Origin of the sequence: Bacillus sp. AFS088145, assembly GCF_002564465.1 — a bacterium.
Classification (GTDB): domain Bacteria; phylum Bacillota; class Bacilli; order Bacillales; family Bacillaceae_G; genus Gottfriedia.
In genome coordinates this window covers 48,428-71,228 of sequence record NZ_NUUX01000030.1, presented here as the reverse complement: position 1 = coordinate 71,228, position 22,801 = coordinate 48,428, and the positions used below count along the sequence as shown (strand labels likewise).

21 protein-coding genes are annotated in these 22,801 nt (G+C 35.4%); 5 read left to right on the top strand and 16 right to left on the bottom strand.

The window, feature by feature from the left end:
* The first annotated feature begins 162 nt into the window (after positions 1-162).
* From COI44_RS18435 to COI44_RS18425, 3 genes are all read left to right on the top strand, one after another.
* Positions 163-1,887 (top strand): GMC family oxidoreductase, encoded by a 1,725-nt coding sequence (locus COI44_RS18435; protein ID WP_098429240.1) that lies wholly within the window; start codon positions 163-165, stop codon positions 1,885-1,887.
* A gap of 320 nt (positions 1,888-2,207) precedes the next feature.
* Positions 2,208-2,747 carry an AAA family ATPase gene (locus COI44_RS18430; protein WP_098429239.1) on the top strand — a complete coding sequence of 180 codons (540 nt, stop codon included), beginning with the start codon at positions 2,208-2,210 and terminating at the stop codon, positions 2,745-2,747.
* A gap of 97 nt (positions 2,748-2,844) precedes the next feature.
* Entirely contained in the window at positions 2,845-3,312 is a 468-nt protein-coding gene (locus COI44_RS18425) for a hypothetical protein (RefSeq protein ID WP_098429238.1), read from the top strand.
* Between the two features lie 258 nt (positions 3,313-3,570).
* On the opposite strand, the gene COI44_RS18420 is transcribed toward COI44_RS18425, so the two are convergent.
* The 11 genes from COI44_RS18420 to COI44_RS18370 all read right to left on the bottom strand — a co-directional run bounded on the left by COI44_RS18420 (position 3,571) and on the right by COI44_RS18370 (position 14,549).
* Positions 3,571-4,353, bottom strand: a complete 783-nt coding sequence (locus tag COI44_RS18420) for an SDR family NAD(P)-dependent oxidoreductase (RefSeq protein WP_098429237.1) — start codon at positions 4,351-4,353, stop codon at positions 3,571-3,573.
* 23 nt (positions 4,354-4,376) lie between these two features.
* Positions 4,377-4,886 (bottom strand): aromatic-ring-hydroxylating dioxygenase subunit beta, encoded by a 510-nt coding sequence (locus tag COI44_RS18415; RefSeq protein WP_098429236.1) that lies wholly within the window; start codon positions 4,884-4,886, stop codon positions 4,377-4,379.
* 19 nt (positions 4,887-4,905) lie between these two features.
* Entirely contained in the window at positions 4,906-6,207 is a 1,302-nt protein-coding gene (locus COI44_RS18410; protein ID WP_098429235.1) for an aromatic ring-hydroxylating oxygenase subunit alpha, read from the bottom strand.
* 32 nt (positions 6,208-6,239) lie between these two features.
* Positions 6,240-7,022, bottom strand: a complete 783-nt coding sequence (nadX, locus tag COI44_RS18405; protein ID WP_098429234.1) for an aspartate dehydrogenase — start codon at positions 7,020-7,022, stop codon at positions 6,240-6,242.
* Positions 7,023-7,037: 15 nt separating this feature from the next.
* Entirely contained in the window at positions 7,038-8,483 is a 1,446-nt protein-coding gene (locus COI44_RS18400) for an aldehyde dehydrogenase family protein (protein ID WP_098429233.1), read from the bottom strand.
* A 12-nt stretch (positions 8,484-8,495) separates the two neighbouring features.
* Entirely contained in the window at positions 8,496-10,184 is a 1,689-nt protein-coding gene (locus COI44_RS18395) for a thiamine pyrophosphate-binding protein (protein WP_098429232.1), read from the bottom strand.
* A gap of 31 nt (positions 10,185-10,215) precedes the next feature.
* On the bottom strand, positions 10,216-11,007 hold the full coding sequence (locus tag COI44_RS18390; RefSeq protein WP_098429241.1) for an SDR family oxidoreductase: 792 nt from the start codon (positions 11,005-11,007) through the stop codon (positions 10,216-10,218).
* A gap of 63 nt (positions 11,008-11,070) precedes the next feature.
* Positions 11,071-11,991: a VOC family protein gene (locus tag COI44_RS18385; protein WP_098429231.1), complete on the bottom strand. Its 921-nt coding sequence runs from the start codon at positions 11,989-11,991 to the stop codon at positions 11,071-11,073.
* Between the two features lie 110 nt (positions 11,992-12,101).
* On the bottom strand, positions 12,102-12,635 hold the full coding sequence (locus tag COI44_RS18380; protein WP_098429230.1) for a cupin domain-containing protein: 534 nt from the start codon (positions 12,633-12,635) through the stop codon (positions 12,102-12,104).
* A 270-nt stretch (positions 12,636-12,905) separates the two neighbouring features.
* On the bottom strand, positions 12,906-13,709 hold the full coding sequence (locus tag COI44_RS18375; protein WP_098429229.1) for an IclR family transcriptional regulator: 804 nt from the start codon (positions 13,707-13,709) through the stop codon (positions 12,906-12,908).
* Between the two features lie 33 nt (positions 13,710-13,742).
* Positions 13,743-14,549 carry an alpha/beta fold hydrolase gene (locus COI44_RS18370; protein WP_098429228.1) on the bottom strand — a complete coding sequence of 269 codons (807 nt, stop codon included), beginning with the start codon at positions 14,547-14,549 and terminating at the stop codon, positions 13,743-13,745.
* A gap of 458 nt (positions 14,550-15,007) precedes the next feature.
* On the opposite strand from COI44_RS18370, the gene COI44_RS18365 reads away from it, so the two are divergent.
* Positions 15,008-16,303 (top strand): MFS transporter, encoded by a 1,296-nt coding sequence (locus COI44_RS18365; RefSeq protein WP_098429227.1) that lies wholly within the window; start codon positions 15,008-15,010, stop codon positions 16,301-16,303.
* 526 nt (positions 16,304-16,829) lie between these two features.
* Here COI44_RS18365 and COI44_RS18360 read toward each other — a convergent pair.
* On the bottom strand, positions 16,830-18,092 hold the full coding sequence (locus tag COI44_RS18360; protein ID WP_098429226.1) for an efflux RND transporter periplasmic adaptor subunit: 1,263 nt from the start codon (positions 18,090-18,092) through the stop codon (positions 16,830-16,832).
* Between the two features lie 675 nt (positions 18,093-18,767).
* Between COI44_RS18360 and COI44_RS18355 the strand changes: the two genes are divergently transcribed.
* Positions 18,768-20,189 carry an amino acid permease gene (locus tag COI44_RS18355; RefSeq protein WP_098429225.1) on the top strand — a complete coding sequence of 474 codons (1,422 nt, stop codon included), beginning with the start codon at positions 18,768-18,770 and terminating at the stop codon, positions 20,187-20,189.
* Between the two features lie 171 nt (positions 20,190-20,360).
* Here COI44_RS18355 and COI44_RS18350 read toward each other — a convergent pair whose 3' ends face one another.
* The 4 genes from COI44_RS18350 to COI44_RS18335 form a co-directional block, all read right to left on the bottom strand.
* Positions 20,361-20,543 (bottom strand): hypothetical protein, encoded by a 183-nt coding sequence (locus COI44_RS18350; protein ID WP_098429224.1) that lies wholly within the window; start codon positions 20,541-20,543, stop codon positions 20,361-20,363.
* A 49-nt stretch (positions 20,544-20,592) separates the two neighbouring features.
* A complete protein-coding gene (locus COI44_RS18345) occupies positions 20,593-20,832 on the bottom strand; it encodes a hypothetical protein (protein WP_142329283.1) in 240 nt (79 codons plus the stop codon).
* Positions 20,833-21,159: 327 nt separating this feature from the next.
* A complete protein-coding gene (locus tag COI44_RS18340; protein WP_098429222.1) occupies positions 21,160-22,473 on the bottom strand; it encodes a 6-phospho-beta-glucosidase in 1,314 nt (437 codons plus the stop codon).
* Positions 22,473-22,784: a PTS lactose/cellobiose transporter subunit IIA gene (locus tag COI44_RS18335; protein ID WP_097974004.1), complete on the bottom strand. Its 312-nt coding sequence runs from the start codon at positions 22,782-22,784 to the stop codon at positions 22,473-22,475. Before COI44_RS18335 ends, COI44_RS18340 begins: the two co-directional genes overlap by 1 nt.
* Positions 22,785-22,801 lie beyond the last annotated feature (17 nt).

Here is a 22,801-nt window from a genome sequence, read left to right as displayed (position 1 = left end):
TTATATTTTCAGGATAGTTAAACAAAAAAGAGTCACCAAAGTAACTCTTGAACTTCAACTAAAGCATGCGATAGTTAAACAACACTTAACATTGGCGATAAGAAGGTAATTGCTTTAGTAAATGCCATTTATTTTCATAAGTTTAGATAATAAATCATAAAAATGAATAGTCCATATTTATGCAAACCCAGTAACGGAAGGAATGATACAGTGTCGAACGATAATACTTTTGACTTTATTGTGATAGGTGCAGGTACAGCAGGTGGTGTAATTGCAAAAAAATTATCAGATGACAAAATTACATCTGTATTGGTCCTGGAACCAGGCACAAATATGGTTCAAGAGCTAAGCAGCCCTTCAGGTGCAGTGTCAGGTGTTTTGTCTGCTGATAATAGGCATTCCTTTAATATATTTACAAATGTACAGCCCGGAATTGGGAACCAACAACTTAGAGTATCAGGCGGTAGAGCAATTGGTGGAAGCTCTGAGCATAATGCCATGTATGCTGTACGGGGAAGCAAGGAACTTTATGATGAATGGGCACGCCTAGTTGGACCTCAATGGAGTTATAACAGTGTAAGGCCGCTATTCAAAAAAAATGAAACCTATACTGGTAAGACTCAACAACCAGAAGAACGAGGTAAAAAAGGGCCTATTTTTGTCAGACAACAAATCATTCCTAAGGATGGGATTACCGTTACATTAGCAAAGGCAACATCAGAAATATTAGATATTCCTATAGTCGAAGATTACAATACTGGTATAAGGGATTGTACTTTTTTTAAATCACAGTTTTTAAACAAGGAAGTAAATGGAAAGTTTGTTCGCTCATCTACTGCAACAGGATATTTAAACAGTAAAATAGTAACACAAGGTAATGAAATCCATCCAGATGAAGTTGGAGTTGGCGACAGAGAATTAGTGATTTTAGTTAAAACAACAGTGAATAAAATCCTATTTAAGCAAGAAGGAAAAATTCAAGTTGCAGTTGGCGTTGACTTTGTCAGAAACGGTAAATCAAATAAAGCATTCGCGAAAAAGGGAATAATTCTTTGTGCAGGCAATTTATCTTCTGTTATATTACAACGTTCGGGAATTGGGGACCCGGATGATCTGAAAAGAGCGGGTATCGAAACTTTAATTTACAGTCCAAATGTAGGACATAACTTTCAAACTCAATTTACAACCGGAATGGGAGTTGAAGTTAAAACCAATCGGGTTTTAGACCTCATATCTGCAGACCCAGATAATCCAATTACATTAGGTGCTTTTAATGCAGAGCGCGGTAAGGGAGGGCGTCGCCTTCAAATAATTGGTGTCCCTGCACCAACGTTTCTGCCTGCCTCAGAGGTATTGGAAAATAATTGGGAATTCCATCCAAAAAAGCAGAGCAATATCATAAGTTTTGGACTTTTTGACGATAACCCAAAAAGCAGAGGTACTATTATGGTCTCACACAGCGATCCTGAGGCATATCCTTCCATAGACCTTAATCCGCTTGGAGATGCAGATGACCTGAATTTCATGGTTGATCAGTTTATTGAGACCTACAACATTATGAAGAAAGCACGTGAAATCGATCCTGAAGGAATATTCAAAGTCGTATTCCCTCCTGAAAATATCTTTGAGATAAAAAATATTGAAGAAAAGCGTAAAAAATTAGAAGGTTTTGTAAGAGCTTCATATCGTAATGTTTTCCACTTTGGAGGTCAATGCAAAATGGCAAGGAGTGTTCGAGAAGGTGTCGTAGATGGCGAATTGAATGTTTTTGGAACAAAGAACCTTAAGGTGGCTGATCTATCAGTCGCACCTATTTTACCTGATGGGAATACTTCACTCCCTTCTCAAATTATCGGTTTGAATGCTGTACGATTCATTCAAGATTAACCTCCCATATATCAATTATTTGGTGCCGATTTTTAGCACCCTTTTTTATTTAACTTATACTACTGTATCCTTTTTCATTAACGTCTAAGATAAACATTCTTATACATAGATGAACTATAACCGGTATGAGACCATCAAAGGATATATTGATTCTCAATATGAAGAAGCATCATTCATCATGCATAAATAGAATTGTGAAGCATTGTACCTAAACTAACGCATGTGATTCTTCCATAACGAAGGATCGGCAGTTTAGTTGAACAAGGTATTATAGCAATAAACGTAGAAATTTATATTATCTAAATGTAAAGGATTATTAAATGAAAAAAAGTGAAGTGAATAAAGTATATATAATCTCTGGACCAGCAGGTGTCGGTAAATCTACTACTTCAAAAGAACTTGTTAATACATTCAGTAATAGTGCATACATCTCTGGGGACTATGTAAGTCATATGCACATTAATGGAAGAGAAAAGCCGTGGGAAAGCGAGAAAGAGAACTTATTAATCTGGAATAATATTTTAAGTTTAACAAGAAATTTTCTTAGTTATGGTAATGATGTTGTAATAGATTTTGTAACCTTTCCGAACGAAGCAAAATGGTTAGATGAAAATCTTAAGGACTTAAATGTCGAGCTAAAATATGTAATTTTATGGGCTGATAATCAAACTTTGATTAATAGAGATAATATGAGAATACCCGAAAATAGAATGGGTGAACGCTGTCTTATATTAGTTAATGAATTTAGAGAATCAATGATAGAAGAAAGACATTTTTTAGATACAAGTAGAGATTCTACACATGATTTTACAAATGTGTTAAACGAAATAAGAAACAATCAAAAATTTATAATAATATAATTTCTTATGTAACTAACTCATACGATAGTTGAAGTAGAATATCAAATATCGTGGGATCTTTAAAGAAAATATAAAAATATATAAGCGAGTGGTGAGTTTGAACGCTAAAACATTAATGGAATGGGAACAAAAGCACGATGCAAAAAATAGAACTATTAATGGATTTTGGGAAAGTTTTAGGAAATGGCGTGAGGAAGAAAAATACGACTACTTGGACACATTTAAAGGAAAGTTGTACGATGAATTCATTCTAGCTAAAGAACGGTCTGTTGAATTAAAGCATAGGTTTTCAAGGATTGAAGCGTTTGTGTTTTTTACTGTAGATATTTATTATTTTGATAAAGAGATTGGTACATATTCTCTTGAATTCGATCTAGATGGGGAAGTCACAGATGATTACTTAGTTTTTGACCATATCCTTTTAGATCATAGAATTTCAGAAATAAGACACAACCTAACAACAGTACGAAAAGCACTAAAAGAGGGAATTGATATAAAATTAATATCAAATATTACGGGAATTGACCAGCCTTCAATTGAGATAATAAAGAAAAAATATTGTTAAACGAACGCTTGCATTAGTTATTTAAACAGCAAAAAAGGATCAATAACTTAGATCCTTTTTTTAGTACCAATAAACCCTTTTATATAAACAAACGTGAAGCAGCTCTTACATACAATCTAACATAAAACTGGTCTCTATATAACTCATCATATATACAGTTTGAACTACTCCCACTCACAATTTAATAAGCACAAATAAAAAAGAGAGTGTCCCAAGAAATTCACCCCTTTAAGACACCCTATGCTTTATCAAAAATCCTTAACCGAGTCCACGAACCGATAATCCACCATCACTAGAAATGACCTCACCAGTGATCGCACGTGACTGGTCAGATGCTAAAAGTACATATGCTGCAACATGATCTTCAGGCATTTGTGCAAGTTGAAGTGGATTTCTTCTTTTTATATTGCTTGCTTTTGTATCATTATCCACGGACTTAGTATAAGTACGTAAAGGTGGGATGACAGTTAGTGCTGTTAAAGTCCCTCCTGGCGCTACTGCATTTACTCGTATATTTGGTGCTAGTTCAAAAGCAAGCTGACGCATTAATCCGATTTGAGCATGCTTACTAGCCGTGTACCAAACTCCACCACCGTCTGGGTAGAAGCTTGCACCAGATACAGTAAAGATAATATTACCATTTGTTTTTTGTAATTCCTCTAATGCTGCTTTTGCACCAAAAAATGATCCTTTTACGTTTATATTTAAAAGGTAATCATATGCATCTGATAAGGCATCGGGTGTCACCTCAGCGAATTTTGCAAATCCATCAAAAACGCCTGCATTTGCAATAAATACATCTAGTTTACCAAACTGTTTAATTGTCGTTTTTACAGCTCGTTCATTGTCTTCATATTTGCTTACGTCACCTTGAATGACAAGGAGATTGTCATTAAATTCTTCTTTCATTTGCTTTAGTGTTTCAAGTGAGCGACCAATAATACTTACCTTTGCTCCCTCTTGAATGAATCGTCTTGTAACGGCTGCTCCTATTCCAGAAGCGCCTCCTGTAATTAACACTACTTTATCTTTTAATAACATTACTTGACCTCCTTTTTCTTCTATTAAACAAAGATTGCAAGATTTCTAGTATTAATGGTTGTTTGATCTACAATAAATATCCTCTTGGAAAGCTTCCACTGCCCATCTTCATATGTAAACTCGTCATGACGTTCTCCAGAAATTAGATCATGGTGAATATCTGTGCTACGGCTACGATAGATCAATAAATAACTATTAACTACTGCCTTCTCTTCTTTAACTAGCTCTTTTACGCTAACATTACTTACAAAACGTCTGGTTCTTGAAGGAGGAATCTCAGCCCATGCATAGTCAGTTTTCAATCGATCTACTCGAAGCTTTAATAATTCTATATCATCATTAAAAGTAAACATCTCAGTAGAATAGTCTGGGCGCTCAGTTCCTTCTTTATTTACGCGTACAGGCATTTGATAGATTAAATTCGAATGCATTAAATTAAACCAATCATCAAATTCAATATCATCAAGTAATTTTGCTTCATCAATTAACCACTGTTCAAATTCTAATTTTGCTAATAATTTTTCAACATTCATTTTTCTTCCTCCCCCTTTGTTACTTTGTCATTAATTCAAGCCAGTACTGATAAAAATTACGTTGACTCGCTTCTGTAAATTTATCATCATAGGCTACCCCAGGTCCGATAAAATCAACAGGTTCACGATGTAATCCCATTGTATAGTTATAAGTTAAATTCTTTTGAAATGGCATTGGACCTTGAGCTGCTTCGGTTATGTCTGTGAATACTTCAGTATCATCTTGTTCAAAAATACCAGATGGACTAAACGTTAAGATAAAGGAATCTCTTGATCGATTCTTCCATTCCTGAGAAGCATTTTTTTCTACTAGCATCCATGCAATTACTTCCATTTTATTGTGACTAATCGGTCTCCACATTCTAATTGAAGTATTCGAAATTAATTCGCCTTTAACTTTTGTGTGAGATATTAAAAATGACATATTTGGAAAAGCGTTTCCAATCATATTTTTTAAGTTTGATAGAACGTCATATTGTTCTTCTGACAAGTTACTTTTATACTCATCCTTCAATTCTTCAGGAAAAGCAAAGTCAGGATTTGGTGTTCCAAGGTTTAATCCGTGTCCGTTTTCAGTATGAATTTGAAAACCGCGCTTCGAATATGTTGCATTTGGAACCATGCCTAATTTTGCAATTGAACCGTGAGTAACCATCGTATGGTATGAATCACCTACAAAGTTATCAGAACCGACCTTCCAGTTTGATTTAACAATAAAACGTTGCGGAGCTCCAATTACTTCCATCTCAGCACGCCCTACTACGATATCTAAATACCACTTAAAATCGCCGAGAAACTCTTCAAGAGGCTCTGCATTTTCGTCCCAATTGCCAAATAAAAGTCCTTTATATAATTCTAGCTTCACTTGGTGAAGACCCATTTTTGATCGGTCAAGTCTCTCGCCATAAATATCTTTTTGAAGCGGTACTCCAACAAGTTCTCCTGTATTTTTAAAGTTAAATCCGTGATATGGACATGTAAATAAAGTCTTGTTTCCTTTATCAGCACGGCATAGCTTCATGCCACGATGTGTACACATATTGTAAAATGCATTGATTTCTCCCATACTTTCGCGTGAGATAATGATTGAATATCCTGCAAGCTCACGAGTCATAAAGTCCCCTGGATTTGGAATTTCGGATTCATGTCCAAGAAAAACCCATGTTTTTAAAAATACTTTTTCATGTTCTAATTCGTAAACGGCTTTATCACCTAGAAGATATGCAGGAATGACTCCTTCATCTGGTTTGACGGTTTCATTTAAGTAATTTACTAGTTGCTCTTTTGATAATTCATCTAAAGTTTTTTCTGTTTTAATCATGCACAGCACTCTCCCTTCATGTTTTTTACTCTCTACCCAACTTGTACATATTTATCTTTGTTTTGTAACTTTGCCAAAACACTTAACGCTGCTAAATAACTTGTTTTAGGATTATTTGGCATTGGATCATTTTCAATCTCGAGTTTTAGTTTCCCGAACGCACCAGATGCTTCAATTAAATGACTATTTTTTATCGCAATTGGATCAGCAATAATTTTCACTTTCGTATTGTTAGCACCAAGTCCAGCTAAGGATAAGACAATTGCCACATTAATATTTCTTGGGTATAGCTTAATTGCTTCAGCCGCAGAGCCTTCAAACAAAATCGTTTCTTTATTTAATGCTTCTTTCGATAATGCTCCAGGTGGTTTTCTAGTTGTAATTGAAACATTCTCTAGACCACCCACAGCTTTTGCTGACTTTAAAATATCCAACCCACCGATCGCTCCTGAAGGTAAGAAAACATTTATACCTTTTCTTGTACAAACCTCTCGAATTTCTTCTTCAAAAGTGGAATCAGCCATGACCCCGATGCTGCTTAACAATAAGTCTTTCCCACCTTCAAGAACTTTTATAGCGTACTCCTTTGCAGCTTCAACTGTTGCAGCTTCAATGACTAAATCTACATCTGAAAGAAGTAGCGCATCTACACTTTGATAATTTTCCGTTTCAAATTCTTTAGCAAGTTGAACGCCTGATTCTTCACAACGCGTATAAATTGAAACAATCTTTCCGCCTGGTAACATCCCATCTTTATTAATTGCTTGAAGAAGGAATTGGCCAATATTCCCACAGCCGATTAGTCCTAGTTTCATGCTTATTCACCATCCTTAATTTGCAAATCCGTATGAATCTGCAAAAAATTCCAATCCACAGTGTCTTGTTTCTCTTGAAACACCACTCTCTTTTAACCCTGGAAAATCCAATGCTAAATCACTAAAGATGGTATGATTATTATGAAAAACTGCGCCTGCTTCTAATCGATCTGCCATTTCAACTGCTAATTCTTCATTTTCCGTCCAAACAGAAGCCCTTAAGCCAAATTCACTATCATTTGCTAGTTTGATAACTTCGTCAATAGTTGAAAAAGGTAGAATAGGAATTACTGGTCCAAATTGTTCTGCACGAACAATCTCACTTTGTTGGTCAACTCCTGTTACGATTGTTGGTAAGATGTAGTATCCTTGATCCCACATTTCAGGATTCAGTTGAATTCCGGCTGTTATTACATTTGCACCTGCTTTTTCAGTACGCTCGATTAATCCGTTAACATAGTCATACTGAGCTTTATTATTTAATGGACCCATCGTTACATCTGGTTGAATACCATCACCTACAACAATACGCTCAAATTCTTTCTTTAATTTTTTTACTAATTCAACATATCTAGATTCTTGTACATATACGCGTTTAATAGCCGAACATACTTGGCCAGCCGCTTTTAAAATACTCATTCTTAATCGTTTAATAGCTTCTTCATCTAAATTTGCATCTTCTAAAATGATTGCAGGATCATTCCCACCTAGCTCCATATATACTTTTTGAAGATTTCCTGAAGACTTTTTCATAATCTCTTTACCTGTTTGTGTACTTCCGACAAAAGCAATCGTACGAACACGTGAGTCAGAACAAAGCTTGTCACCAATCATTTTTCCAGAACCTGTTACAATATTAATTACACTAGGCGGAAAATGTGCAGCCACTACTTTTAAACAAGCCATAATGGTAAGTGGACAATTGGTCGCAGGTTTCACAACAACTGTATTACCTGCTAAAACAGCAGGAATCACTCGCTTAAATGTTAAAATCATTGGAGAATTCCATGGAGTAATTACTGCAGTAACCCCTCTAGCTCTTCTTCTTACTTGAACTTTTTGATTTCCTGGAAGTAATTCTGGGTTCCACCATTTTAGCAGTTCATCCGCTCCACCACTCATTACTTCAACGCAGCGTAATAAGTCTTTTTTAGCTTCTACTAGTGTTTTTCCATTTTCACGCACAAATAATGAAACATGTTCTTCAATGATTTTAGAAAGTTCCTGCGCTGCTGCCTTCATTCTTTCTACACGTTCCTGGATCTCACTCTGTGACCAAAGTTTAAATGCAATCGATGCAGCATTAATTGCTTCGTTTACGATTTCCTCAGTACATAATGCAACTTTGCCGATTACTTCAGACTTATTTGCAGGATTAATAATATTTGATGTTTCATTACTTTCTTTCCATTCACCATTTATGAGATATCTCCCTGATACAACTGGATATGTCGAAATCATATTGAATCTCCTTTATAATTTTTTTGGCTTAAAACTTTCAGCTGCTCCTGGAGGTCCACCAAAAGGTATTGCCATAGGTCCAACTGCTTCCATATCTACAACGATCATCGTTGGCTTTCTACTTTTAGTTGCCTTCTTTAGTTCATTAACGAATTCGTCCCCTGATCCAATACGTGCTGCTTCAAAATGCATTGACTCAGCTAGTTTTACAAAATCGGGACTTAATAAATTCACTGCTACTTGACGACCGTATGCCGCTTCTTGAATATTACGAAGAACCCCATAGCCAGAATCATCAAATAACACAACAATAATAGGAAGATTTTCTTCAGCTGCAGTCACCATTTCACCTACATTAACCATAAACCCACCATCTCCAGCCATTAATACGACCGTTTGATGAGGGCAACCCAGTTGAGCTCCAATAGCTGTAGGAAGACCCTGACCGATTCCTCCCCCGGATGCGTGAATAGATGTTCTCGGTTCATAAATGTCGAATATTCTACTACCCCAGACATTTGCTTGTACTGTCACATCTCGAACCAAAATCGTATCTCTCGGTAAAATCTCTCTCATTCCATCTACAAATTGTTCAAACGGGCCAAGTGTTTTACGAAGTTGTCCCCTCACTTCATTTCTTAATGAACGTACTTCTTCTATATAAGAAGGTAAAACCGAAATAGACTTTTCATCGATTTTATTAATTAGAGCCGATAAAATATCTTTTGCATCTCCGACTAACCCAACTGTTGCTTTATAATTTCGATTAATTGCATTAAAATCTGCATCAATCGAAATATGTTCTTCCGGGACAGGGACTTTCCAGTTAGAAGTTTCATTTCCTCTGAAGCGTACACCTACACTAATCAATAAATCTGCATTTCTCAAAAACTCTTTTGTCGACTCATTGGCTGCAAAATGACCTATACATTGCTCATGATCTTCTGGTATCGAACCTTTTCCAGATTGACTTGTAATGACAGCAGCTCCAAGAATTTCTGCTAAATTTGTTAACTCTTTTGAAGCATTAGCAGAAATAACACCGCCACCAGCCCAAATAACTGGACGACGTGCTTCTGAAATTTTTGAAATTGCGATTTCTGGTATAACTGTAGTTAGTTGCGGTTTAAAAACATCTACCTGTACCTTATCGATTGAAACGTCCTCGATAATTGCTGATTGAAAGTCGATTGGAATTTCTAAGCTAACTGGTCCTGTTGGAGCAGTTAATGCTTCTTCAATTGCTTTTCTTACTACACCAGCTGTTTGTTCTGGTCTTCTAAGTCTTACAGCATTTTTACAGGCACCGCTCATCAATGACAGCTGATCCTTGCATTCATGTATGTAACCTTTACCTGTACCTAGATAAGGTGATGCTACTTCTCCAGTCAAATGAAGTAGTGGAACTCCAGCTGCCCATGCTTCTACTAATGATCCAGCAGCGTTTCCAGCTCCTGTTCCTGTACTAGTAATAACAACACCTAATTTGCCTGTCGCACGTGCATAGCCATCTGCCATATTTACTGCTCCACTTTCGCCACGTGAACAGATTAGTTTGATACTTCCATCTCTTAGAATCGCGTCATAGATGGGCATATTGTGAATACTTACGATTCCAAAAGCGACTTCTACACCTGCTTGAACTAACTCTTTTACGACGGCATCCGCAGTAGTAAATACGATCTCTTCTTGATTTTTCATCTTAGTATCCTACCTTTGTCTAATAATTTATTTAAAGTGCTTTACCGATTGCACCTGCAGTTTCAATTGTAGAACCAGCTACATAACTCGCTTTGTCTGAAGCAAGAAAAACAATTACACTAGCAACTTCTTCCGCTTCACCTACACGACCTAGTGGAATATTTCTTTTTATCGCAAGATCTTTATAATATTCTTCGGGATCCATATCAGGAGCATTTTTCAGCCTTCTACGTTCCCATTGATCTGTTCGAATTAATCCAAGACTTACTGAATTTACTAAAATATTGTCTGATGCTAATTCTTGAGATAATGTTTTGCTTAAATTTAAAAGTCCTGCACGTGTCGCTGCTGTTGCTACCATATAACGCTCAGGCTCTTTTGCTAGAGTTGCATTTATATTAATAATTCGGCCCCCTCCTCTTTTCACTAAATAAGGATGAGTTGCACGAACTGCATATATAATTGCGAAATACTTTAATTGAATTTGTTCCTGCCACTGTTCATCTGTAATATCGAAAAAGTGCCCCATAACACTTTGACCAGCTGCATTCACTAACGTATCAATTCCACCGAACTTTTCTGCAGTTTGTTGAATAAACGAGTTAACTTCCTCTTTTGATGTAACATCACAGGTCGCAGCAAATAGATCTTCGCTTTTGCCATATGAGAGTAAATGCTTTAATGCTTTATCTGCACGCTCCTTGCTTCTTCCGCAAATTGCTACTTTAGCACCTTCACCTAAAAATAATTCAGCTGTCTTCAGTCCAACACCAGAGGTGCCACCCATAATTACTGCAACTTTTCCTTTTAACCCAAGATCCATCCCGTCACCCCTTATTAATGCTTTCATGGTTCGTATTCCTTAAAGCATTTTTATTTAAACTTTTTATCGTACTTTAACTGTTGTATCTACCCAGCCAGTATCTGGCTCTCCGCCCATCGCTTTACGAGCTTCTGGTTTTGGTGGGCCAGCAATTCCCCATTGATCCATTAGATGTGGCACGCGCTTCCAAACTCGCGCTCTCCATTCAGCCTCATCTTCAATTGTTTCAAGATAACATGTATATTCCATGACAAATCCACCGAGATCTTGAAAATAACAAAAGATATTATTACCAGGACCATGTCGCCCTGGACCCCATAACTCATTTAGTCCGGCTTTCCTAACATTACTAATGCCTCGCATCAGTTCATCCACCGAATCAACCTCGTAAGCAATATGATTAACTGAAGCGTGTGCATCTTGGTTAAATGCAATCGAGTGATGTTTTCGATTACACCTTAAGAAGGACATTTGGTGCTCACTCCAATCCGTCACTTTGAATCCGAGCACATCCGTATAAAACTCCACGATCATATCTAAATCTTTTGTGTTCATAACTACATGGTTTAATTTCACAGGATCAACGTTTTTATTAGTCCAAATCGATGTTTGAACCTCTACCCAAGCAGAAAGTTCAATTACACGGTTTTCTGGATCAACAAATCGAAGTCCATATCCTCCACCAGCTTCATCCAAATAACCGGGCTCTTCAACAATATGTACACCTTTTGAATGTAAGATTTCCACTGCACGATCAACTGCATTTTTATCGACCATTCCGAATGCGATATGATGCAAACCGCATTTATCACCCTTACGAAGGCTTAGTATATGATGCTCAGGTCCTGCCCCTCGAAAATATGCAATCTTGTCATCCGAATCATTTACACGATCTAAACCCCAAACTTTTTCGTAAAAGTTCACTTGTTCGTCAAAGTTTGGTGTGATTAAACTTATATGTCTTAAATGAGTAATTCCTAGCAACAACAATCCCTCCCATTTATCTATATAAAGCGCTTTCTTTTATTTACTCTATTGAAAAAGGCAGCTGCAATTTATTCAAAATGCAGCTGACCCTTTTTCAATTTTTTTAATTAACCTTTGATGATTGCTTCTCTTTCTTTAGCACGTTGTTTACGTAGTTCTTCAAGCGCGCTACCTTCTGGATAGGTTGGTAGGTTTGGTTTCACTGCGCCAAGCATAACTAACATACGTGCTTCAGTATCTCCATCATTTCTAATGCCTCGATGAACACCAGGAGGAGAACTGATACAATCTCTAGCTTTTAATTTAATTTCATGTACTTCATCTTTGCCAACTTCTTGAATTAAAGCAGTAACTTCTCCCTCAAGAATAAAAAATACTTCTTCTACATCATCGTGGAGATGTAAAGGTCCAATACAGCCAGGAGGTAGAATCATTGTACTTAATGTAAAATGTTCTGCTGTAATTACATTTGAATCATTATTCGCTGTCGCACCGCGTCCAATATAACGCATTTGAGCACGCTTATATCTCGGATCAATTTCCTCTTGAAACTTTAATACATTCCAATCTAGCGTACGATCTTCTAAGCGAGCCACGTATTTTTTTTCAAATTCTTTAACTGAAAATGTTTCATTTGTCATTTTAAAAATCCTCCCTGTATTGTTGTTCTTTTTTTAAACAAAATGTTTTGCCTTGAACATTTAATGTGTTTCATATACAAAACAGTGTTTTATCTATAAAATAATTCTAGGACGGATTACTCTTTGTGTCAACATAGTTTTTAGAAAATTTTGATATGTCGTAAAAGTTAAATATAAAAAATCACTGTCTATTCAAGGTTTATAACTAGTTTTTTTTGCAAAAAAAATATGGATTCCCTTAATTTGGGAACCCATATTTTTTAACTTGAACTATTTTACCTGATTTGAAACTCTGCCATTGTAACCCATATAGTTTGATAGTAAAACAGAAACATCTAGAAGTTTAGGCAATGCAACTTTATTCATGAAATCTTCCTGATAAGATAATTCAGTCGCTACGATATTCAGTGCTGCCAATACCTTTCCTGTTCTACCGTAAATAGGTGCAGCGATTGAATGAATACCTTGATGAAACTCTCCACTAGTCATTGAATAGCCATTTTGACGTATTTTTTCTAATTGATCCATGAACTCTCCAGGCGTCGTTAACGTTTTATCTGTATAAGGTGTTAAATTTGTAACTTGGAACAGTTGCATAAGACTTTCCTTTGGCTCGTATGCAAGAAGTAGCTTTCCATTTGCAGTTGCATGAGCTGGTAGTCTTAAACCAATATTGACATTGACTGCCGACACCCCTCTAACTGGTGCACTCCCAACATAAACTACTTCATGTCCATCTAAAATTGACAAATGACAAGAAGCACCTATTTCATCACGTAATGATTCCATATAAGGTTGTGCAATTTCAGGTATTTTCAAGCTATTTATATAACTAAAACCTAATTCAAGAACTTTAGGAGTTAACGCATATTGTTTCGTATTTTCATCCTGTGTTAAGTATCCAATTGACTGCAATGTATAAAGTAATCGATAAGGTACTGTTCTGCTTACCCCTAACTTTTTTGCAATCTCTGAGAGTGACAAACTAGGATGTTCCTCATTAAAAAGCTTAATAATTTCTAACCCTCTAACTAAAGAATTGGCGCTATATTTTTCTTTTTCTACATTATCCATCGAGCAAACCTCTCCTAATACATAGATTTAATTCTACTTTTGACTTATCGGTTGTTTCTTTAAAAAGTTTAACACGGATTGATTAAATATTTTAGGATCTTCTTGATAGCATAAATGCCCTGTATTTGGAACAATAACAAATTCCGAATTTGGAATCAACTCGTGAAATATTTGTGACTCACTTACTGGAGTTACTTGATCTAACTCCCCACACATAACAAGTGTTGGAACAGATATTGAAGACAGAATCTCCATTTGGTTTAAGTTCGATAATGAGTAGGAAACAGAACGGTAACCAGATAAACGTACTTGTGACATTATACGTTCGGCCTCTTTTATAACCTCAGCCGATGCATTTGGCGCAAGTAATGCTATTACTCTTTTTCTGGCTAGTGCAGTTGGATGTAGATTTTCAATGGAGTTTAATCTATTTTGAAGTTTTTTCTCGTTTTCTTCTCTACTTAACCCAGCTGCTCCACGTGTTGCATCTGAAATAATTAACGCATCGACCATATGTGGAAAACGATTCGTAAAATCAATTGCAATTGCCGATCCCATTGAATGACCTAGTAAATAGATAGAATCTAGCCCTAGACTATCCAAAAACTCTTTAAGAACATTAGCAAACTCGGAAAATTCACGAAACTCCGTTTGTAAATCGGAACTCCCACCATAACCCGGTGCGTCCCAAACAATTACTCTATACTGTTCCTTCAATTCACTTAATTGATGCTTCCATGACTGAGAATTGTTTCCTAAACCATGTAAAATTACAAGTGCTTGTCCTTCACCTGATTCTTGATAATGAATCGATAACTCTTTTAAATGACTAATTGGCATCCGCATTACCTCCACGCTATTTTCTAAATTCAAAATCTACTAACCTGCATTTCAAAAAACATAATGTTTCATATAAAAAACATATTTTTTCAACTTGAATTATAGATTTGTCAGAATTTAATGTCAATAACTCAATTTTTCAATGAATAGATAAATGATTGATTATTCCATCGAAACATAAAAATTGGAAAATTTTTCAGTAAAATCATAATTGACAAACTTTTCTAATTATTTTATCTTTAAAAGAGTTTCATCGGTAAATTTTGAAACAGTGTTTTATATTTAAAACCTTTGCAAATATCGAAAGGAGTGAATCATTCAAGTTGAGCCAAAATTAATACGTGAAGTATCAAAACAGATTATTTGAACTTCAATATCTATTAGGTAAACGTAGTTTCTGCTTTTTCCTTCCAAATTTTAAACGCAATTACATGATTTTAAAAGGAGAGAGAATTTTAATGCTACATAGACAAAAAAGATGGATTTTAATTGCTTTACCAATCTTTTTCTTTTGGTTCTTTGGTCAAATTGATAAAGTTGGAATTTCTGTCATACAAACAGATCCAGAGTTTTTGAAGGCACTCGGAATGACCGGTGTTGACAAAAATGCAAAAATTGGTCTTCTTTCATTTGTTTTTACGGTTGCATATGGAATATCGAATCTATTTTGGGGATTCATTATTGATAAATTTGGTGCGAGAAAAACGGCTATAGCTGGATTATTTGTTTGGTCTCTTACTATGTTTTCATCTGGGCTCTCCACTACATATGAAGCATTTATTATAAGTCGAATTATTCTTGGATTCGGAGAAGGGATGATGATTCCTGTTTCGGGGAAATTTATTTCTGCTTGGTTCAACAAACGAGAGTTAGGTCGAGCTCAAGCTTCATGGCTTACAGGTAACTATTTAGGACCAGCAATTGGGGCAGTCATATTAGTCCTTGTTATTTCATCACTCCATTGGCAATCAGCTTTCTTCCTGCTCGCTGGATTTAACTTTTTAATTAATATTCCTATGTTTATTTTTCTTACAAGAAATACACCTGCTGAACACCCGTGGGTTAGTAAAGAAGAGTTGGATCTAATTCACCGTCCAGTAGAACCATTAGAACATCAAGTAAGTAGCTCCAATGGGAATAAAAATTTTATTCAAGATTATCGTTTTTGGATTGTATGGTTTGGTATGTTAGTTTGTTCTTTCCTTTTCTTTGGAATAAGCATTTGGCTCCCAACATACTTGATCGAGGCAAAAGGTTTTGAGCGTGAAGGTATGACAAGCATTACTTCTTTATCTTGGTTATTTGCACTTGGATTTGTTCTCGTATGTGGCTTTCTTGCCGATAAAACAAGACGTCCAAGCTTAATGGCAACAATCTTATTTTCATTGACTGCTATATTTTTAACAATAGCAGTATTTGTTCCAAATCCAGTATTAGCAGGGATTTGCATGGGCCTAGCTATGGGATGTCAAGGTGGTGTCTTCCATCTAAGTAATATGTTTTTAGTAAAATATTCAACACAAGAGACGGCAGGCCGTGCAGCAGGCTTAATCGGATTTACCAACCTAATGGGTGGCTTTTCTAGCTATATTATGGGCTGGCTACGTGATTCATCAGGAGGAAATTTCACTACCTCAATTATTATGTTAATCATTACGGCTCTATTAGGATTGATCGCTTATCTATTTTCTATTAAAGAAGAAGCAACCGAGCTACGTGCTGTTTCCCTACCTCCACAAAAAATTAATGCTTAATCAATCTAAGTTTTGAAAACGCTTTAATAAAAGAGGAGCGTCCCAAAAGTATAACTTTAATGGGTAGCCCGTTTTTTATAACGGCAAATATCAATTAAGAAGTCCAATTATCCAAATAAATACTGAAGAGTTGCAAAAAAAAGTGAACTGCAATTAAAATTGGAATACCGCAAATAAAATTGCCAAAGCTGCAATTAAATCAAAGAAAATCGCAATTAAAATTAATAATTACCTATACGAGTTGGGGTATTATGACATAAAAATTGTTCAATAGTAGATACCTTGAATTGGAAAACTAGCAAATATATTCTAACTCTTACTAAATCGAATAAAACTCTTCTAATATGATTTAAAAAACAGCCATTTTCTCAACTAAAATGAAAAGTTCTTGAGATACCCCTACTAGTTTAATTTTCATATAAAAAAGGCGTCTCGTGTCAGTTAATCTGACTTTTTGAGACGCCCTCTTTTATAAATAGATGATCACTATCAAAAATCAAATTTTCTACAGTAATCATCTCTTCTATTACTTATCTAAATCAATTTTAGTTCCAGGGCGGACAGTCCAGGAAGGATTTTTCCCTACTTTATCCTCTTCCTTTACTCCTTTAAGAATGGCAATATATTTCCCTTGTTTTTGGCCAGTTTTTACATTCTGCTTATAAATAGTTCCTTTTTTAAGTACATACACATATTTTGATTTTCCTGATCCTTTTACGCTTGTCGCAGGTATTGCTAATAAATCCTTTGATTGTACGACTACTTCAAGATTTGTTTCATAGCCAGGATATAGATTCTCTTGTGAATCTAGCGTTGCTCTAAAAGTGTAATATGGTATAGCTTCTTTTTTGGAATTCTTATCTTGGTTGGTGGATTGATCATTCATAGGATAGTTACTTACCTCTGAAATGCTTCCTTTCCAGCTCTTATCGGTAACAACCTTTGAAGTGACTTTAACTACTTGGCCTGGCTCAACTTTTGCTTTCTCTTCTTCTGTTAGCTTTCCTTCAATTTGAAATGGTTCGTTTGAAGCAATTTGCATAATTGAGATTTGCTGTTTATCTGTTGCTTTATAACCTTGACCGATACTTTTGTTCAAATTAAGTACTACTCCATCATTATTACTGTTAACAGTTAATGATTCTTTTTGTGCTTTCAGCTTTTCAGCTTCAAGTGTATATTGTTCTACTTTTAGCTGTGCAGCATTAAGCTCTTCCTTTGCAGTATTAAGTTGAGCTTGCAGCGATTGAATCTCTGGTGTATTTGTTGTATTTGTTGCATTTTTATCTGTATTATTGGCATCAGTTGTATCAGATGTTGATGTTGACGCTGAAATAGCATTTTGAATGTCTTTCTCTAATGATGCAATTTGGCCGTTTTTCTGCGTAACAGTTGTTTCTGCTAGCTTTTTATTTACTTCTGCTTGTCCCATTTCAGCTGCTATAGTAGTATCTTCATAAGAAAAAAGTTTTTGTCCTTTAGTGACAGTATCTCCTTCTTTAACAAAAATCTCATTTATAGAACCTTTAGTTGGATTTACGTAAATTGTTTCAGTATGACTTTGTACTACACGACCAGACACAGTTTCAGTTTTCGTAAAACTTTTTACCGTTGGACTGATAAACTGTAATGTTTTAGATTTACTTTTTTTAATTTCTACCACCGCTACGCTAAGAACCACAGAAACGATTAAAAGAACAATGATCCCCATTAAAATAAATTTCTTATTACGTGGTGTAATTACTTTTACTTGTTCTTTTTCTTCGTCAATTCTTTTCGCCGTTTCCATAACTATACCTATACCCCTTCCTTATCTTGCCAAAAACTTAATACGACTTCTCCTATATCTATTGTCTATTGTTTTAAAAAGCGTTTCAAGGAGATTTTTTAGAAAATCATAAATATTTAATATGTTTTTTTTAATAAACCATTTATTTGTCATTTCGAGTGGATTATTAGGTTGATTTGGGCAAATTTATATTATTTCAGAATATTCAAATTTTAATTTTCAAAAAATAATTTTATCGTTTATTGAATAAAATTTTACCAAAAATATCGAATAAATAGGGTCTACTAAAAAAGTCACAGAACCCTTTGATAAATCTATGTATTTTCGCACATACTTTCATTAATTTAATTAAAATTTAGACTCTATAAGATCAAAATCTAATATTTAAAACATTCATACTATTATTGCGTAGTATTATTGAACTATGTTACAATACAAAAAATATCTTTGTAGGAAAGGATTTTTTCCATTCCATAAGTCTATAAAAGTGTATTTCGTATACCCAATAGAAAACGCTTACGAACATTTCGAGGAATTAACAGTCTTTCCTCTAGCAATTTTGGGAATTAATACAACTCTCCCGTTGCAAATTGATTAGTTACTACGCACTCTTTTAAGCGGTGTGTATTTATTTACTAAAAATACAGATAATTCACAAAAAGGGGGAGTCTTTGGATGAATGCTTTTTTCAGGAAAAAGTCGATTGAACAGCTCCAACAGGATGGGGCTAAAAATACCGGACTTAACCGCGTTCTAGGTTTATGGCAACTGACTGCCATTGGTTTAGGCGGAATCATAGGTGTAGGTATTTTCGTATTAACCGGTGTAGCTGCAGCTGAACACGCTGGTCCGGCAGTTCTCTTATCGTTTATTATTGCTGGTTTAGCTAGCGCAGCAGCAGCTTTGTGTTATGCAGAATTTGCTGGGCTAATACCGGTAGCCGGAAGTGCTTATACTTACAGTTATGCTGTTTTAGGTGAAGGTACAGCTTGGTTAATCGGGTGGGATTTGTTACTCGAGTATGCCTTAGTTGTTGCAGTAGTAGCCATTGGATGGTCTGGCTACATGCAAGAGTTTTTATTACAAATGGGCGTTCACATTCCTGTATGGGCACAAGGCGCGCCTGGTACTGGAGCAGGTCACAAAGTTGACTTAATTGCCGTTTTAGTTAGTCTTGGAATTGCCGGCTTACTTACATTAGGAACTGAAATGGGTTCTAAATTTAATTCATTAATGGTTATCATCAAATTAGGCATTATTCTTTTAGTTATTGGTGTTGGTAGTTTTCATATTAATACAGCTAACTGGCACCCATTCATGCCTTTTGGTTTTCATGGCGTAATGAGTGGAGCAGCTCTAGTATTCTTTGCTGTATTCGGATATGACACATTAACTACAGCAGCTGAAGAAGCAAAAAGACCGCAACGTGATTTACCACTTGCAGTTATCATATCATTAGCTGTCGCTTTATGTTTGTATGTTGCAATGTCACTTATTATTACAGGGATGGCTCCGTATGAAACACTTAATAACGCAGCACCTGTAGCAAAAGCTTTTAGTAATATTGGTATGAAGTGGATTACGTTAATCATTTCTGCCGCTGCAATTGCAGGGATTCTATCAGTATTGTTCTCATTTATGCTTGCTGGATCACGTATATGGTTCTCAATGAGTAGAGATGGTCTATTACCAAAATGGTTTACAAAATTACATCCTAAATATAAAACACCTTATCGTCCAACTTTATTAATTGGTTTAATTACGGCATTTGTAGCAGGTGTTACGCCAATTAACGAAGTTGCAGAATTAGTTAATATCGGAACGTTAACAGCATTTATCTTAATTTGTTCTTCTATTATTGTATTACGTGTAAAACGTCCTGATTTAAAAAGAGGATTCAAAACACCATTGGTTCCAATTATTCCATTAATCGGGATCGGATTTTCTGCTTATCTAATCGCTAGTCTTCCAGGCATTACATTTATTCGTTTTATTGTCTGGATGGCTATTGGACTTGTTGTGTATGGTTTTTATGGTAAGAAAAGAAGTGTACTGGGGACCGCGAACAACAACAATAATAAAACTAAAATAAGCTAAAGCAGACCACAAGGAAATTAATTTTCCTTGTGGTTTTTTTCGTTAATACAAGTATCCCTTTCTTTCCTCTTTTCCAATAAATCCTGTTCAAAACAAAAAGCATGTATCCGATTTAAAATCGAATACATGCCCAAAATTTCCTGAATTCTAGTAAGCTATTAAATCAAAAGCTTACTTTCTTGCTCCGTCTTTACCTACTTTATATTTACCAATTGTAGTATTTACAGCCATTACGCCAGACTTGTTGAAGTAATAATATTTACCATTTATTTTCTTCCAGCCATTACTAAACATTACTCCGTTTGGATCGAAGTAGTAGTGTTTAGAGCCTAATACTAACCAACCAGTTTTCATTACTCCGTATTTATCAAAGTAATAGTGTTTAGTTCCTAATACTAACCAGCTAGTTTTTCATTACTCCGTATTTATCGAAGTAATAGTGTTTAGTTCCTAATACTAACCAGCTAGTTTTCATTACTCCATATTTATCGAAGTAATACTTCTTACCATTTAGGTCTAACCAGCTAGTTTTCATTACTCCGTATTTATCAAAGTAATAACGTTTTCCATTTATAACTACCCAACTAGTTTTCATTACTCCGTCTTTATCGAAGTAATATTTTTTACCACCGATTGTAGTCAAGCCAACTACTTTAACACCTTTGCTATTGTAGTTCTCTATAAAATTCAAAATATTTTAAAATTTTTAATTTTTTTGCGTTTTTAATAAAAATATGTAATTTTATGTATTAATTTATCGTTTTGGCGCAGTTTTTTATAGATTTAAAGTTCTAGATTTGTATATTTATCTAGATAAATATTCACACTTTTTAAATATATGTAACAGTAGATCGTAGGACTTCTGTGTTAAATTTCAGAGAAAAAAATTCAAAATTTGAGTTTGATCAACAATATCTTACAAAGCAAAAAAAAAGACAGCACACCCATCAGGTTTGCTATCTTACTATTTCTATTTAAAAAACCTTGGTAAATATTCTTTATGAGCTTCTAGCATCTCGTCAACGATCGCTACAGCTACCTTATCATTTGCTACAAGCGGATTTATTGTCAATGCAAGAATTGCTTTTTCGCGACTTCCTTCTACAGCAGCTTCAATTGCTGTTTGTTCGAAAGATTTAATCGTTTGAATTAATCCTCGAACTGGAACTGGTAATTCCCCGATTGTCAGTGGAATTGGACCATCTTTTGTGATGACACAGCTAACTTCTACTGCTCCGTCATATGGTAAGCCTGAAATAGCTCCCTTGTTCATCGTATTTAATGGTTGAATATCTCTCGTATCATTATAAATAGATGAAATTAAACGACAAGCCGCATCCGAATAGTAAGCTCCACCACGTTTTTCTAACTCAGGTGGTTTTATATCTAGTGCTTCATCTTTATATTTTTCAAAAAGAGAAGCTTCAATTTTTTGCACGACTTCTGCACGCGTTTCATTCGATTCAAAATCTTTTAATGCTCTTTCAAGCATTTCAGATGTTTTGTAATAGTAATGGTGATAAGAACACGGTATGACATTGACTGCTTTTAGGAATTCAGGTGCCCATTCTTCCGCATCTATATTTTTTACAAAACTAGCATTAGCAGGGTCCATAATCATTTCAAGTACTTGCTCTTTTACACTAACTCCGTCTAAATAAACCTCTGTACCATATACCATATGATTTAGACCTGCAAAATCAATACGTACACGTGAATGATCTACGTTTAATAATTTTGCAACACCCATTTCCATTCCGATCGGTATATTGCAAAGACCAATGAATCTCTTAATATTTGAATATCTTAATGCTGCTTCTGTAACCATACCTGCAGGGTTTGTAAAGTTAAGGATCCAAGCATTTGGACATAGCTCTTCAACTTCTTTACAAATATCCAATATAACAGGAATTGTACGTAATGCTTTAAATAATCCACCTGCACCGTTTGTTTCTTGACCGATTACCCTATGTTTAAGTGGAATTCTTTCATCAAGTGCACGTGCAGCTAGTTGTCCAACGCGAAGCTGTGTTGTAACAAAATCAGCATCTTTTAAGGCCTCACGACGATCATACGAAAGATGAATCTCCATAGGTACTCCAGCTTTTTTGACCATACGCTTTGCTAGTGCACCGACTGTTTCTAACTTTTCACGGCCAGCTTCTACATCAACAAGCCACAGCTCATTTACTGGGATTTGTTCATAGCGCTTAATAATTCCTTCAACCAATTCTGGCGTATAACTTGAGCCCCCACCTATTGTCACGATTTTAAATTTTGACATTACTTTAGGCCCCTTTCATACATGTCAACGAACTCTTTTGCCAAGTCTTTTACAGTCATTGCATTCATTAAATGATCTTGAGCATGAATCATTAAAAGTGAAATCTCCGTTGGAGTACCACCAATCTCTGATTGAATAAGCGTTGTTTGAATATGGTGTGCCTCATTTAAAGCATCACCTGATTCTTTCAATTTCTTGCGAGCTAAATCGAAGTCTTGTTTTTTTGCTGCTTGAATCGCTTCCATTGCAGCACTTCGACCATTTCCACCATGAAGAATCAGTGTGAAAATTTCCGTTTCATTTTTTACCATAAAACTGACCTCCTCTC